The organism is Corallococcus sp. AB030 (assembly GCF_003668965.1).
GTDB lineage: Bacteria > Myxococcota > Myxococcia > Myxococcales > Myxococcaceae > Corallococcus > Corallococcus exiguus.
Window position 1 is genome coordinate 1 of record NZ_RAWQ01000111.1, and the last position, 12,989, is coordinate 12,989.

At 70.4% G+C, this 12,989-nt stretch carries 14 protein-coding genes; 9 read left to right on the forward strand and 5 right to left on the reverse strand.

The window, feature by feature from the left end; all coding sequences use genetic code 11:
- The 5 genes from D7Y15_RS24590 to D7Y15_RS24610 form a co-directional block, all read right to left on the reverse strand.
- The coding region (locus tag D7Y15_RS24590; RefSeq protein ID WP_121754115.1) for a DUF3488 and transglutaminase-like domain-containing protein at positions 1-1,667 on the reverse strand (1,667 nt) is incomplete at its 3' end.
- Entirely contained in the window at positions 1,664-2,644 is a 981-nt protein-coding gene (locus D7Y15_RS24595; RefSeq protein WP_120579621.1) for a DUF58 domain-containing protein, read from the reverse strand. The genes D7Y15_RS24590 and D7Y15_RS24595, both read right to left, overlap by 4 nt.
- A complete protein-coding gene (locus D7Y15_RS24600; protein WP_120579620.1) occupies positions 2,641-3,621 on the reverse strand; it encodes a MoxR family ATPase in 981 nt (326 codons plus the stop codon). The genes D7Y15_RS24595 and D7Y15_RS24600 overlap by 4 nt, the downstream gene beginning before the upstream one ends.
- Before the next feature lie 136 nt (positions 3,622-3,757).
- On the reverse strand, positions 3,758-4,084 hold the full coding sequence (locus tag D7Y15_RS24605; RefSeq protein WP_120579619.1) for an STAS domain-containing protein: 327 nt from the start codon (positions 4,082-4,084) through the stop codon (positions 3,758-3,760).
- Positions 4,085-4,304: 220 nt separating this feature from the next.
- The gene (locus D7Y15_RS24610; protein ID WP_120579618.1) at positions 4,305-5,042 is read right to left on the reverse strand and encodes a lytic transglycosylase domain-containing protein; all 738 of its coding nucleotides are present in this window, start codon (positions 5,040-5,042) and stop codon (positions 4,305-4,307) included.
- A gap of 292 nt (positions 5,043-5,334) precedes the next feature.
- Here D7Y15_RS24610 and D7Y15_RS24615 point away from each other — a divergent pair, with 292 nt between their 5' ends.
- The 9 genes from D7Y15_RS24615 to D7Y15_RS24655 all read left to right on the forward strand — a co-directional run bounded on the left by D7Y15_RS24615 (position 5,335) and on the right by D7Y15_RS24655 (position 12,855).
- Positions 5,335-5,493 carry a lmo0937 family membrane protein gene (locus D7Y15_RS24615; protein ID WP_120525751.1) on the forward strand — a complete coding sequence of 53 codons (159 nt, stop codon included), beginning with the start codon at positions 5,335-5,337 and terminating at the stop codon, positions 5,491-5,493.
- On the forward strand, positions 5,490-6,059 hold the full coding sequence (locus tag D7Y15_RS24620) for a hypothetical protein (protein WP_120579617.1): 570 nt from the start codon (positions 5,490-5,492) through the stop codon (positions 6,057-6,059). Before D7Y15_RS24615 ends, D7Y15_RS24620 begins: the two co-directional genes overlap by 4 nt.
- Before the next feature lie 40 nt (positions 6,060-6,099).
- Positions 6,100-6,753: a HupE/UreJ family protein gene (locus D7Y15_RS24625; RefSeq protein WP_121754116.1), complete on the forward strand. Its 654-nt coding sequence runs from the start codon at positions 6,100-6,102 to the stop codon at positions 6,751-6,753.
- 115 nt (positions 6,754-6,868) lie between these two features.
- Positions 6,869-7,282: a hypothetical protein gene (locus D7Y15_RS24630; RefSeq protein ID WP_223743187.1), complete on the forward strand. Its 414-nt coding sequence runs from the start codon at positions 6,869-6,871 to the stop codon at positions 7,280-7,282.
- A gap of 79 nt (positions 7,283-7,361) precedes the next feature.
- The gene (locus tag D7Y15_RS24635; protein WP_121754117.1) at positions 7,362-8,132 is read left to right on the forward strand and encodes a hypothetical protein; all 771 of its coding nucleotides are present in this window, start codon (positions 7,362-7,364) and stop codon (positions 8,130-8,132) included.
- A gap of 143 nt (positions 8,133-8,275) precedes the next feature.
- Entirely contained in the window at positions 8,276-8,944 is a 669-nt protein-coding gene (gene rplC / locus D7Y15_RS24640; protein WP_120579614.1) for a 50S ribosomal protein L3, read from the forward strand.
- Positions 8,945-9,274: 330 nt separating this feature from the next.
- Complete coding sequence (locus D7Y15_RS24645) at positions 9,275-10,093, forward strand: outer membrane beta-barrel domain-containing protein (protein WP_121754118.1); 819 nt, start codon at positions 9,275-9,277, stop codon at positions 10,091-10,093.
- A gap of 9 nt (positions 10,094-10,102) precedes the next feature.
- Positions 10,103-11,314 (forward strand): outer membrane beta-barrel domain-containing protein, encoded by a 1,212-nt coding sequence (locus D7Y15_RS24650; RefSeq protein ID WP_120579612.1) that lies wholly within the window; start codon positions 10,103-10,105, stop codon positions 11,312-11,314.
- Positions 11,315-11,316: 2 nt separating this feature from the next.
- Positions 11,317-12,855: a tetratricopeptide repeat protein gene (locus tag D7Y15_RS24655; protein ID WP_121754119.1), complete on the forward strand. Its 1,539-nt coding sequence runs from the start codon at positions 11,317-11,319 to the stop codon at positions 12,853-12,855.
- The last annotated feature ends 134 nt before the right edge of the window (positions 12,856-12,989 follow it).

The following is a 12,989-nucleotide window of genomic DNA, read 5'->3' on the forward strand; positions in this document are numbered from 1 at the left end:
CGGCTGGGGCCTTCGTTGGCGGGGGCGCCGGGCGCACGGCGCGGCGGGCGGACCAGGGCGCTCGCCAGCTCGAACTGGTCGCGGAAGGAGTAGTCGACGACGGAGTTGCGCCAGCGCGACTCCACCGCTTCATAGAGCGCGAGCACCTTCTCCAGCAGCACGGAGCCCTGGCTCGTGCGGTTCGACGGGGGCGTCGCGTCCACGGTGACGAAGCCTCGCCCAGGGACGAGCACGTGCGTCCAGGCGTGCGCGTCGCCCGCGCGCACCAGGTAGCCGCCGTCCATGCGCGCGCCGCCATAGAAGCCCGTGGCGAGCCGCGCCCCGATGCCCTGTGTGCGCAGCATCAGCGTGAGCGCGGTGGCGAAGTGCTCGCAGTGGCCTGCCTTGCGCACGAAGAGGAACTCCGCCAGCGGATCCTCCGGCGTGCCTGCCTGCTCCAGCGTGTACCCGTAGTCGCGCTGCAGGAAGGTGGCGAGCTTGCGCGCGGCGGCCAGCGGCTCCTTCTCTCCCTGGAGCACCTGCGCCGCGAGCTGTGCGACGCGCGCGTCCAGGTGCTCGGGCAGCGCCAGGAGTTGGTCGCGCTCCACCTGGACCAGGCCGTCGGACATGCCCTTCGTCGCGTCCGGCGGCAGGCTGTAGGCTTCGTAGGTGTACGAGGGCGCGGTGACGGTGAAGCGCACCTCGCCCCCGCCCTGGAGCTGCACCGGGCTGTTCCGGGTGCCGGTGGGCGTGTGCGCCATGGCGTTGCCCAGGCGCGAGGGCGTCTCCAGGGCAATCAGCGTGCGGGCGCCGTACGCGGGCAGCAGCTCGATGCGCTGGTGGAGGAGCGTGTCGCTGGCGGGGCGCAGGGTGATCTGCCGCTCCGTCTGCTGCGCGCCGACGACGTTCGTCCACTCCATGCCGTCGAAGGTGTCGTAGGTGCGGCCCACCCAGTAGGCGTCCAGCGCTTCGCGGCCCGGATCCGGCGTGAGCGTGGCGCGCAGCACCACGCGCGGGTTGCCCTTGATGGTGCCCGCGCCGCCCAGCCGCACGGTGTTGGAGTAGCCCGCGCTGCTCACCGCGCCGAAGCCCGGCGCCGAACGCGGCCCCACCATGGCCCAGTTGAGGCGGGGGAAGAGGACGAAGAACGCCACCGCGCCAGCCACCGCGAACATCACGCCCACGGACAGCGGCCGCAGCACCGCGCGCACCGGCACGGGCTCGCCGTCTGGCACCGCCGCCTCCACCACGCCCAGCGCCAGCGCCAGGCTGGCCAGCACCCCGAAGGCGATGAGGCACAGCGCGTACGTCATGTCGCCCGACAGCGCCGCGCCACCGGCCACCATCAAGAGGCCCGTCAGGTGCGTCTGTCCCTCCGCCGCGGCGTCCGGCGTGGACAGCATCCGCTGCGCGGCGATGAGGCTCGCGAAGGCGCACGCCGCCACCACCGCGTTCATCGCGCCGGCCGTCAGCTGGAGGCCCAGGAGCACCGCGGCGATCAGCAGCCCCAGCGCGGACAGGCGGGAGAAGCGCGCGACGAGCCGCACGTCGCACAGCGCCAGCACCAGCGCTCCGATGAAGACGCCCAGCACCCACACGGGCAGCTGGCCGGACATGGCCATCGCGGCGAAGGCGAAGCCCACCGCCAGGTCGCGCAGGGCGAGCCGCAGCCTCAAGGGGCGCTTCACGCCGCCTCCCGGGAGTCCGTCCCTGCGTCCACGCCCTCGAAGCCCACCCACGCGAGCGCCTGGAGGATGCGCCGCTCCTGCGAAGCCCCCGCCGCGGGCCGCAGTGCGCGCTCCGGCAACTGGAGGCCGACCTCATGTCCCGCGTCCAGCAGTTGGTGCGCCTGGGCGGCGACCTCTTCACACCGGCGCTCCAGCGCGTCACCCGTGAGGCCCGTCTCCAGCGCGAGCTTCCAGATGCGGCGCTCCTCGCGCTCGCGCTCCACCTTCAGGAGTCGCCCCGCCGCGGCGCTCTTCAGCCAGTGGATGCGGCGCGCGTCCTCGTTCGGGGCAAGCTCGCGCAGGCCCGCCACGTCGCCGGTGCCGTCAAGGTGGCGCGGGCTGCCTGACTCGCCCCGGGGGCCCTTCTCCGCGGGCCCCGGTTCCTTGCAGGCGTAGCCACGGCGCGGATACACGAGCAGCGTTCCCTCCAGGGAGAACACGCGCGTCTTGGCGAACAGGCCCAGGGGCCACGTGGTGGTGACGCGCACGCCGGACAGGCGCACGGGCCCCCGGTGTGGCGCGGCCAGGTCCGCCCGGACGATGTGCTCCTTGCCCGCGGACAGGTGCCCCAGCTTCCCGGTGCCGGTGAGCGGGGAGAGGTCCTCGGAGAACGTCAGCGCGAAGCCGTGCCCCTTCTTGCGCGATACCGCCCAGCGGTAGGCGAAGGGCTCGCGCGCGAAGGCCGCGTCCGCGCCCACCCGGCGCACCGTCAGGTCGCGCAGGCAGCGCTCCGACAGCACGCCGGACACCACCACCATGCTGAGCAGCAGGCCCAGCAGCAGGTAGAGCAGGTTGTTGCCCGTGTTGAGCGCGCCCAGCCCCACGCCGAACGTCACCACCAGGTACGTGCGGCCCGTCTTCGTCACCGACAGCGTGCGCGGCGGACGAAGGAGGGCGCGCAGCCGCGCCTTGAGTGGGGGGCGGGCAGGGGCCTTCACCGGGGCGCCGCCACCTTGCGGGCGATCTCCTCCACCAGGTGCGCTGCCTCGTCCCGCGCGGACACGCCCTGCACGGCGCTCCTCAAGAGCACGCGGTGCGCCCAGCAGGGCACCATCATGGCGCGCACGTCACCGGGGGTGACGAAGTCGCGCCCTTCCCACAAAGCCTGCGCCCGGGCCGCGGACCCCAGCGCCAGCACCGCGCGGGTGGACGCGCCGCGCTCCAGGTCGCCGTGCTCGCGCGTGGCCCGAGCCAGCCGCACCACGTAGTCCGCCACCGTCGCGTCCAGCTTCACGTCCTGGGTGAACTCACGCAGCGACGCCAGCTCCTCCGGCCCCGTCACCGCCTCCACCGACGGCAGCGGGGACGCCGCGCCGCGCGTGGTGAGCAGGCGCGCCTCCACGTCCGGTGCCGGGTGGCCCAGGGACAGGCGCACGAGGAAGCGATCCAGCTGCGAGTCCGGCAGCGGATAGGTGCCGGAGAAGTCCACCGGGTTCTGGGTGGCCACCACCGTGAAGGGCGAGGGCAGCGCGTGGGTCTGCCCGTCCAGCGACACCTGGCCCTGGGCCATGCCCTCCAGGAGCGCGGACTGGGTGCGCGGGGGCGCGCGGTTGAGCTCGTCCGCAAGCACCAGCTGCCGGAACAGCGGCCCGGGCCGGAAGGAGAAGGTGGCCGTCTGCGCGTGGAACACCTGCGCGCCCAGGATGTCCGCCGGCAGCAGGTCCGCGGTGAACTGGATGCGAGCGAAGGACAGGGCGCACGCTCGGGCCAGGGCCTCCGCCAGCGTCGTCTTGCCCACGCCGGGCATGTCCTCCAGGAGCAGGTGCCCGCCGGCCACCACGCAGGTGACGACGCGCCGCACCTCCTCCGGTTTTCCCTGCACGGCTCGGCCAAGCTGGGCGGCGAGCCGCTCCATCACCGCGCGCGCGGAAGCAGGGGAGGGAACTGGACCGAGGACGCGAGCGGGCTGGGTCATCTGGGCGCGGACTCTAGCCCAGGCAAACGCCCGCCGGCACCCCTCCAGGCCGCCCGTGTTCCACGCCGGATGCCCGCTTGCCTTGGAGGCGCGGGCACTTGCCGGGGATGCACACGGCCCGGAGGGCCCTTCATCCTCAGACGGAGAGGATGTCCTCGGGCGTGTAGTACGCCCGGTGCGTCGTCGGCGAGGCCAGCACGCCGAAGTAGCGGAACATCCGCTCGTGGTGCGTCGCCAGCCCGCGCAGCTGCACGGCGCCGTCCTTCAGGCCGTGGGTCAGGATGCCCACCGCGCTGTCCTTGAACTCACGCAGGTGCGCGAAGTCCAGGACCACCTCGCTCTGGCCCAGCGCCTGGAGCGAGTTGCGCAGCTCCTGGGCCGTGCGGCCGTCCAGCGTTCCTTCCAGGCGCAGCGTGATCCGACCCGCCGCCTCCTCCTCCCGATGAATCTGAAGCCCCGTCATGATCCGCGCTCCCGCTAAGGTGTGCACGTGTGTGCCACCCGCGATGTGATGGCGGCTGCCGCACGTTTCCGGACCACAGGGGTGGTCCGGGTTCCCACCGCGGGGTGGGGGTGCACAGCCGGAGCCGGACAGTGCATCTTCACCGGCGATCAGGTCAGTGCCGGGCATGCAACTTCGGCTGGAGTGTTGGCGACCGGGCGGAGCGCATGTCACGCAGCGGTCAACCCTTGCGGTCGGCTGTCGGCTGCTCGGCACGAAGGCTGATGGCGCGCTCCTGCTGGGCCTTCAGCTTGCGGAACTCCTTCACGACCTTGGCGGGGTAACCGGCCATGAACTTCACCCGGTTTTCCTTCTTGGCCAGGATGCGCTTGGCCAGCCCCGGGCCTGCGTTGTAGGCGACGAGCGCGCCCTCCACGGAGCCGAAGCGGCTGATGAGGTCCGCCAGGTACGCGGTGCCCAGGTTCACGTTCGTCTCGAAGTCGAACAGGTTGGTGTGGCGGCCCAGCCGCCAGCCGGACTTCTCCGCCAGGTACTTGCCCGTGTCCGGCATCACCTGCATGAGGCCCATGGCGCCCACGCCGGACACCGCGTAGTTGTTGAAGGACGACTCGCAGCGGATCAGCGCCACCACCAGCAGCGGATCCAGGTTGTTGCGCTCCGCCTCGCGGACGATGGAGACCGCCAGCCGGCGCTGCTGCCGCTCCGGGAGCCCGGAGGCGCGCACGGCCTCGGCCACGCCCATCTGCTCCGCGCGGAGGTAGTCCGCCTCGTCCTCATAGTGCTGCAACCGGGCCAGGGCGGCCTTGAGCTGTGCGTCCTTCTCCGCCAGCTGCGCCCTCAGGGCCGCGACGTCCGGCGCTTCCCCCTGCGCACCCACCGGAACCTGCACCGGGAACGCCACCGCGTTCGTCCCCATCAGCACCACCGCCGCCGCCATCGCCACCGTCCAACCCCTCATCACGCCCTCCCCTGGCGCCCGACCACACGCGCCCGCTGACTCGCCCACACCCAGCGGCTAAGCAGGCAACGTGCCAGCGTACGTAGCGTGCGCCAGCTGCCTCACGGATCCTTAAGAGAGGGGCTGAAACAGGACCGGCAGGGCCCTCGGCATCCGGAAAAAATGCCCGGCCTGGGAAGTTTGTTTCCCAACCTGACCCTGCAGAAAGCTCCACCTGTTGCCGCGGTGCCTCCGCGTTCCTAGCTTGCGCCCGGTCTGATTATCCGAGGCCCTGTGTGGCGGGAGGCGTGGCGTGTACTGGACCATGGGCATCATCTTGATGGTGTTGTGGGTGATGGGGCTGATCACCGGTTCAACGGAGGGGCAGTGGGTGCACCTGCTCCTGGTGTTCTCGCTCATCGCGTTCGTGCTGGCCGTCGCGTCGCTGGGGCGCCGGCGGGGGCTGGCATGAACCTGCCGGAGCTGGACATGGCGTGGCTGGAGCTGCCGCGGGACAAGGCGGGCTTCGTGCGGCGCGAATGTCCCCGCTGCCAGCGCTCCTTCAAGACGCGGCCCAGCCGCCACGACGCGGGGATGCTGCAGCGGCTGCTCGCGGGCTACTTCCCCTTCGAAAACCTCCACGAGGCGTACACGCCCGAGGAGCTGCCCGCGTGGCACTGCCTGTACTGCGGCCACCGCGCGCTGCCGGACGCGTGGCTGACGCCGGATCAGTCCGCGCACGTGGAGCAGATGGCGCGCGCGTGGGCGAACCACGTGCGGTACGAGCAGCTGGCGTACGTGCAGCGCACGCTGTCCCAGAACCCGCGGCCCACCTTCATCTCCGTGGCGCCGGAGCCGCTGCCCCGGCCGCTGCCTCCGGACGAGGAGATGCTGCGCACGCTCCCCATGGTCTGCTGCGGGGACGAGGTGCAGGCCCAGTGGGAGTGGGATCTGCCGATGGTCTGTCCGCGCTGCGGCGCGCACCACGGCGGGCTTTCGGGCCGCCACCAGGTGCAGCTGGAGTTCGTGCACGAGTAGTGGACGGGCAGGGCGCGCGGAGGGCAGGCTCCTTCGCGCGATGAAGCCGTTCCCCCCGGTCCGGGTGGTGTTGCTGGCCCTGCTCCTGCTGGGCCCGGCCGCCGCCCACGCCCACGAAATAGAGGTCGCGCCCGGAGCGGTGGACGGCTTCGCCGGCTGGGTGGGCGAGGGCATCCGCCACATCCTGGCCGGAGCGGATCATCTCCTGTTCCTCCTGGCGGTGCTGCTGGTGGGCGGTTCGTTCCGGCGGATCCTCTTGTTGGTGACGTCCTTCACGCTGGCGCACTCGCTGACGCTCGGGCTCACGGCCCTGGGCGTGGTGACGCTGGGCGCGCGGGGCACGCGGTGGGCCGAGGCCGCGATCGCCGCTTCCATCCTCTACATGGCGCTGGAGAACCTGCTCTTGCGCCAGCACGGGCACCGCGCGGGCCTGACCTTCCTGTTCGGCCTGGTGCATGGGCTGGGCTTCGCGAGCGTGCTCGGCGGCTATGGGTTGGGGACGGACGCGGTGCCGGCGCTCCTGGGCTTCAACCTGGGGGTGGAGATGGGGCAGGCGGTGGTGGTGGCCTTCCTGGTTCCCGTGCTGCGAATCGTTCAGCGCAGGCCCCGTCTGCACTCGAGGGTTGTGCGCCTGTCGTCCATTGGCCTCGCGGGAGTGGGGCTTTATTGGATGGTTGCCCGCGCGGTCGGTTGAATTGCACCAACAGCGTTCCTAGCTTGCGTCTCACGAGGGTGGGGGAGGGACGCTGATGGGAGCGAGGCATACCCGGCTGGCAGCCGCACTGGCCGCCGCGTGGGAGGCAGAAGTGGTGTCGGCCCGCCGTATGACGGGGCTGGCGGAGCGCATGAACGACGCGCGGGTCCGGGCGCGCCTGATGGTGCTGGCCGCCTTCTGCCGCGCCCATGCATCACGGCTCCTGGCCCGCCTGGCGGCGCTGGGACGAGGGCCGTTGCCGGTGCCTCCAGAGGAAATCGATCTGGATCCGGACACGGTGCTCGAGCTGCGCCGGGAGGGGGCCTTCGCTCGCGCATCGGCCGCGCGCTACGAGACAACCGCGGAGATGGCGCGCCAGCACGCGGACCTGTCATCCGCCTGGGTCTGCGAGCTGAACCGGACCGAGGAGCAGGACCGGGCCCGGGAGCTGCTCGCCCTGGCGGAAGGAGCCCTGGCGGCGGTGCGGCGGGGCGAGTCCCAGGCCGTCGCGGCTCCCGCGGATTCCTGAGGGGGCGGAAAGAGGGCCGGGCGCGGGGAATGCGCTCGGTCGGTGACAGTCCCGGCGTCTTGGGCGTATGAATCCGCCCATGGCGAAGGAGAGCTACAACGATCTCATCTTCCAGCTCGGCGACCTGGCCCGGGACGTCCTCCCGGGCAAGCCGAACTGCCCCCGCTCCATGGAACGCGTCTACCGCGCCGAAGAGGTGCTGGAGGCGCGCCGGGACGAGCTGGCGGCGCTGGAAGCGGAGATGAACGACGAGGACGTGGCCTATCAGGACTTCCTGGCGCAGCATGAGGACGACTGCGGCGCCCAGAAGGAGATCACCGGCCGTTTCCAGAAGGCCGTGACGGCGGTGGAAGGCAAGGTGAAGGGGCTCCGCAAGACGCTGGCCACCCGCCGCGCCGACCTGCGCTACGCCATCGTGGGCCTGAAGAAGCTGGAGGCGAAGCTCGCGGACCTGGAGATGACCACCCAGGATCCGGTGAAGCTGGACGCCGCCAAGCAGAACCTCAAGAAGAACCGCATCGCCCAGATGCGCCTGGCGCGCGAGGTGGAGGACTGGGAATCCCAGCTGGCGGCCTCCCTCACGCCCACCCCCGGCCAGCCCGGCGCGGCCGGCATCCTGGCGCACAAGCGCCTGATCGAGCTGGAGGACGCCGCGGAAGAGCAGAAGACGCAGCACGACGCCCGGATGGCGGAGCTCGACCAGGCCATCGCCACCAAGGAGGAGGAGATCAAGGGCGCGGAAGATTATCTGGATCAGGCCCTGTTCCTCCTCGGCGAAGAGGTGTATGCCCAGCGCATCGCGGACGGGCAGCTCAACCCCTTCTACCCGCGGTTGGATGTCGCGCAGTGAGGGGTACGCCCACCCTTGGTGCTTGACGTAGGGGACATGTTTGCTATCTTGCGCCGCTTCCTGGCGGCCGCGGGTACGCGTGTAGGCCAGTTCATTGAATTCATTGGGCTTTCAGCGCCACGGGCGCTCGCTGTGAGGACGACGTGAAGGGTCTGATTGGCAAGAAGATCGGCATGACCCAGGTGTTCAACGACGAGGGCAACCTCGTTCCGGTGACGGTCATCGACGTCAACACCTGTCTGGTGGTCGGCAAGCGCACCCCGGAGAAGGATGAGTACTCCGCGGTGACCGTGGGCTTCGGCGAGATTCGCGAGAAGCTCTTGAACAAGCCGCAGCTCGGCTTCTTCAAGAAGGCCAGCGCCACGCCGCGCCGCCACCTGCGCGAGTTCCGCGTCACGGCCGAGGAGGCCGCGGGCTTCAACGTGGGCGACGCCGTCAAGGCGGACATGTTCACCAAGGGCGAGCTGGTGGACGTCACCGGCGTGACCAAGGGTCGCGGCTTCTCCGGCGTCATGCGCCGCTGGAGCTTCAAGGGTTCGCAGACCAAGACCCACGGTACGCACGAGTATCAGCGTCACCCGGGCGCCATCGGTCAGCGTAAGACGCCGGGCCGTACGTACCCGAACAAGAAGATGCCGGGTCACTACGGCGTCGACCGCGTCACCACGCAGAACCTGACCGTGGTGGACGTGGACGTGGAGAAGGGCCTCGTGCTCGTGAAGGGCGCGGTCGCCGGCCACAACGACGGCATCGTCATCGTGCGCCCCTCCATCAAGGTGGCCATGCGCGCGCAGCACAAGGCCGCGCGCTGATTCGCAGCCACTGACGCCGGGGCGCTTCACCGCGCCCCGTCAGACGCCCCGCTTCCAGCACCTTCGGGTTGCTGGGCGGGGCGTTCGTCGTTTCCGGGTGCGGTGTCCGCGCGTGCGTGCGGGGCCTGAGGCCGCGTATCCCCGTGGAAACGTTGAGTGCTGGTCGCCCTGGGGACAAAGGGCGAAAACTTTACCGACTGCCGCTGGGATCCGCTTGCGGTGAATGGGCGCCGTGCTCACATCGCTGTCCCACGCCGGAGCCTCGCCGTCCAAGCAGACGGGTTGCCATCCGGATCACCCAACGGCCCACCCCCGGGCCGGGCAGGAGATATGAACGCACGCACGCTTCGCGTCTTCGCCGCGCTGAGCCTCTCGCTGACGGCTCTCGGCGCCGCCGCACAGGAAGACGGCGTCCTGGACTCGGCGGTCGTCCGCAACCGGCTCTACAAGCCCGCGGGCCATCCGGAGCTGTCCCTGTCCGTGGGCCTGCCAGTGCAGACGCACCTGACGGCGCACTACTTCTTCGACGTTGGGCTGGCCTACAACCTGTTCGACACGTTCGCGCTGGAGGCGCGCGCGGGCTACGCCGTCAGCCGCCACACGGGCCTGGCGCGCTCCATCTCCGAGTCCTTCCTGGACCGCGAGGACAAGCGCGTCACGGACGAGCTGGAGGACATGTGGCGGATGGGCCTGCACGGCGTCGTTGGCGCGCGGTGGGCTCCCATCTACGGGAAGATCAGCCTCGTCGCGGACATCCCGGTGCACTTCCAGACGTACCTCTGGGCGGGCGGCGGCCTCACCAACCTGAAGCGCCAGTCCGTCATCCAGTGCTCCCAGGTGGTGGACCGGGCCGCGGGCGTCTGTGACAACCGCACGGCCGTGGATGACCGGGGCAGCGCCACGGAGAACTACTGGGTGAAGGAGTCGCGCGTGGCGCCGGTGGTGTCCGCCGCGCTGGGCTTCCGCTTCTTCATCAAGGAGCAGCACGGCATCCGGCTGGAGCTGCGCGACTGGATCTTCAAGGACAGCTACCGCGTGAACCTGCTGCGCGACGACTGGGAGGCCGGCAATCCCACCGGCGAGCCCGCCGGCAGCCCGGGCCTCACGCACCTGGTGCAGTTCGACCTCGGCTACACCTTCTCGTTCTGACCCATTCCTATGCGACCCTTCCGTTCCATCGCGCTCCTCGTCGCCGCGGTGCCTGCCCTCGCGTTCGCGCAAGGCGCCTCCCCGGCGCAGCCGCCGGCCGCTCCGGGGCCGGATGCGACCGCGCCGGCCTCTCCTTCACCGGCTGAACCGCCGGAGCGCCAGCGCACCGAGCGCGACGCGCCGGCAGTGCCCCAGTCCATTCCTGAAGCCGCGCCGGCGACGCCGTCCGCGCCCGCCGTCACCGGTGAGGGCGACGCGGACAGCGCGCCGGCCTCCGAGCCCTCCAGTGTGCAGGCTCCAGCGGCCACTCCGACCACGGACGCGCCGGTGCTGGACACCGGTGAAGCGCCGCGCACCACGGACGCGCAGCAGCAGCGGCTGGTGAATGGCGCGCCGCTCTACAACCCGAACGTCAACGTCCACATCGTCCAGAAGAAGCGCTTCGCGGACGAGGGCAAGCACGAGCTGGTGCTGTACCCCGGCGTCGTGCAGGTGAACGGCAAGTTCACCAACCACGTGGGCACCGGGCTGAACTACGTCTACCACCTGCAGGAGAACTTCGCCCTCCAGGTGGGCGGCCAGTACAACTGGTACTCCGACGAGAGCGACTTCAACCTGGAGCTCATCGACAAGGTACGCGAGCAGGCCCAGGCCGCGTCGTCGCTCCTGCTCCAGTGGGGCGCGTACGCGGGCGTCGAAGTCACGCCGCTCTACGGCAAGTTCGCCTTCTTCAACAACTCGCTGGCGCAGTTCAGCGTGGTGCTCAGTGGCGGCGCGGGCATCGGCAAGACGCGCCACCTCATCCGCCCGGAAGTGGCGAACGAGGTGGAGGGGCAGACGTTCCAGGTGCCCGCGCGCTTCGGCGACACGGGCAACAAGTTCCTGGGGGAGGTGGGCGGCGGCTTCCGCGTGCAGTTCGGTGAGCACTACGCCCTGCGCCTGGAGGTGCGCGACCTCATCTACACCGCGCGCGTGGACAAGGTGGATGGCTGCAACCTGGCGGACTTCGAGGCGCTGGAGGCCGCGCGTGCCGCCAACCAGCCCTTCGACGGTCTCAGCCTGAGCGGCAGCTGCAAGGTGGCGAAGTTCGACGGCGTGGACCCGAAGACGAAGAAGAACTACCGCGAGGACATCATCCTCGGGAGGGACCTCGTCGCCGAGCCTTCGTCGGACGTCCTCAACAACGTCAGCTTCTACGCTGGCTTCTCGGTGCTCTTCTAACCATGTCCCGACTGCTCCGACTCCTCGTCGTCCTCGGGCCCCTCGCCGTGTCCCCGGTGGCCCTCGCCCAGCAGGACGTGGGCACCTACAACCGCGCGCTCTCCGCCTTCAACGAAGGCAAGCTCGACACCGCGGCCCCCCTCTTCGCGCGGCTGGCGGAAGGGGAGGACGCGGACCTGAAGGGCAAGGCCGAGTTCTACCTGGCGCAGACCTTCGCCAAGAAGGACCTGCCCGTCGCGGCCTTCATCTCCTACGCGGCCATCGTCAACGCCGGCCCCACGCACCCCTCGTACCTCAAGGCCATCGAGGGGCTGGTGGACATGCAGCAGCGGCTGGATGAGCAGAACCTCATCCCCAGCATCCTCAACCAGGCCTACACCGACGAGGTGCGCGACCGCTGGGTCACGCTGCCCAAGGAGGTGCTGGCGCGCATCAACTACCTGGTCGGCACCGCCAGCCAGCGCCGCATGCGCTTCGAGGAGTCCCGCTCGCTCCTGGAGGCCGTGCCCGCGGACAGCCGCGTCTACGCGAAGGCCCGCTACCTGCTGGGCACGGTGCTCGCGGACCCGCGCTTCCCGGGGCGTCCCGGGGAAGGGGAGACGCTGGACAAGGAGGCCATCGCCGCGTTCCAGGCCGTGCTCAACACCCGGGAGCCGCAGGTGGAGCTGCCGGAGACGCGCGAGCTGGCGCTGCTGGCGCTGGGCCGCGTGCACTACCGCCGGGGCGAGTACGCGGACGCGGTGAAGGCGTACGAAGGCGTGCCCCGCTACGCGCGCTTCTGGGACCAGGCCCTGTTCGAGAACGGCTTCGCCCGCTTCCAGAACGAGGACTTCGGCGGCGCGCTGGGCAGCCTCCAGGCGCTGCACGCGCCGCAGTTCGAGGGTGCCTTCCAGCCCGAGTCGTGGATCCTCAAGGCGACCGTCTATTACTACTCGTGCCTCTACGACGAGGTGAAGACGACGCTCGCCGCGTTCGACGAGCGCTACGGCCCCATGGCGAAGCAGCTGGAGCCCTTCACCGGCGAGGACGTGGCGCCCATCCAGGCCTTCAACCTGGTGGCCTCCGAGAACCGCCGCCTGCCGCGCGCCGTCTACCTGTGGATCCGCAACAACGAGCGCATCCGTGAAGTGATGCGGACCCTGTCGCGCGTGGACCAGGAGAAGCGCGCCATCAGTGAAGGCCCGTGGCGCGGGACGCCGTTCGCCGCGCAGACGGTGGCGTCGCTCGAGGACATCCGCACCACGCTGCTCCAGGTGGGCGGCACGCTGGCGAAGAACCGCATCAAGGAGGCCGCGGACAACCTCCGCACCTTCTCCGACCAGGCGGAGATCATCCGCGTGCAGACCGCGCTGGATGAGAAGGACCTCTTCTCCGAGGGCGTGGACCAGAAGGCGCTGCTCACCCGCCAGACGCTCTACCGCCCGAAGATGCCCGGCGCGGCGTGGAACTACTGGCGCTTCCAGGGCGAGTTCTGGATCGACGAGATCGGCTACTACCAGTACACGCTCAAGCGGGGCTGCCCCGCACGGCAGGAGAAGTAGGCAAGTAGGAGCCGGGCGCACCCGGCCGCCAGGAGCAGCACCCCAAAGAGGCCCCTCCACCGTGCGTTTGTCACGGAGGACGGGGCCTCTTCGCGTGATGTTGAGTCCTGGAAGGTGGCTCGGCGTGATCGCGT

Excerpts from the sequence above, each read along its gene's own strand:
- D7Y15_RS24625 (WP_121754116.1), top strand. The coding sequence starts at position 6,100 with ATGAAGCCGTTCCCCCCGGTCCGGGTGGTGTTGCTGGCCCTGCTCCTG.
- D7Y15_RS24610 (WP_120579618.1), bottom strand. The coding sequence starts at position 5,042 with ATGAGGGGTTGGACGGTGGCGATGGCGGCGGCGGTGGTGCTGATGGGG.
- D7Y15_RS24605 (WP_120579619.1), bottom strand. The coding sequence starts at position 4,084 with ATGACGGGGCTTCAGATTCATCGGGAGGAGGAGGCGGCGGGTCGGATC.
- D7Y15_RS24620 (WP_120579617.1), top strand. The coding sequence starts at position 5,490 with ATGAACCTGCCGGAGCTGGACATGGCGTGGCTGGAGCTGCCGCGGGAC.
- D7Y15_RS24645 (WP_121754118.1), top strand. The coding sequence starts at position 9,275 with ATGAACGCACGCACGCTTCGCGTCTTCGCCGCGCTGAGCCTCTCGCTG.
- D7Y15_RS24650 (WP_120579612.1), top strand. The coding sequence starts at position 10,103 with ATGCGACCCTTCCGTTCCATCGCGCTCCTCGTCGCCGCGGTGCCTGCC.
- D7Y15_RS24600 (WP_120579620.1), bottom strand. The coding sequence starts at position 3,621 with ATGACCCAGCCCGCTCGCGTCCTCGGTCCAGTTCCCTCCCCTGCTTCC.
- D7Y15_RS24635 (WP_121754117.1), top strand. The coding sequence starts at position 7,362 with ATGGCGAAGGAGAGCTACAACGATCTCATCTTCCAGCTCGGCGACCTG.
- D7Y15_RS24655 (WP_121754119.1), top strand. The coding sequence starts at position 11,317 with ATGTCCCGACTGCTCCGACTCCTCGTCGTCCTCGGGCCCCTCGCCGTG.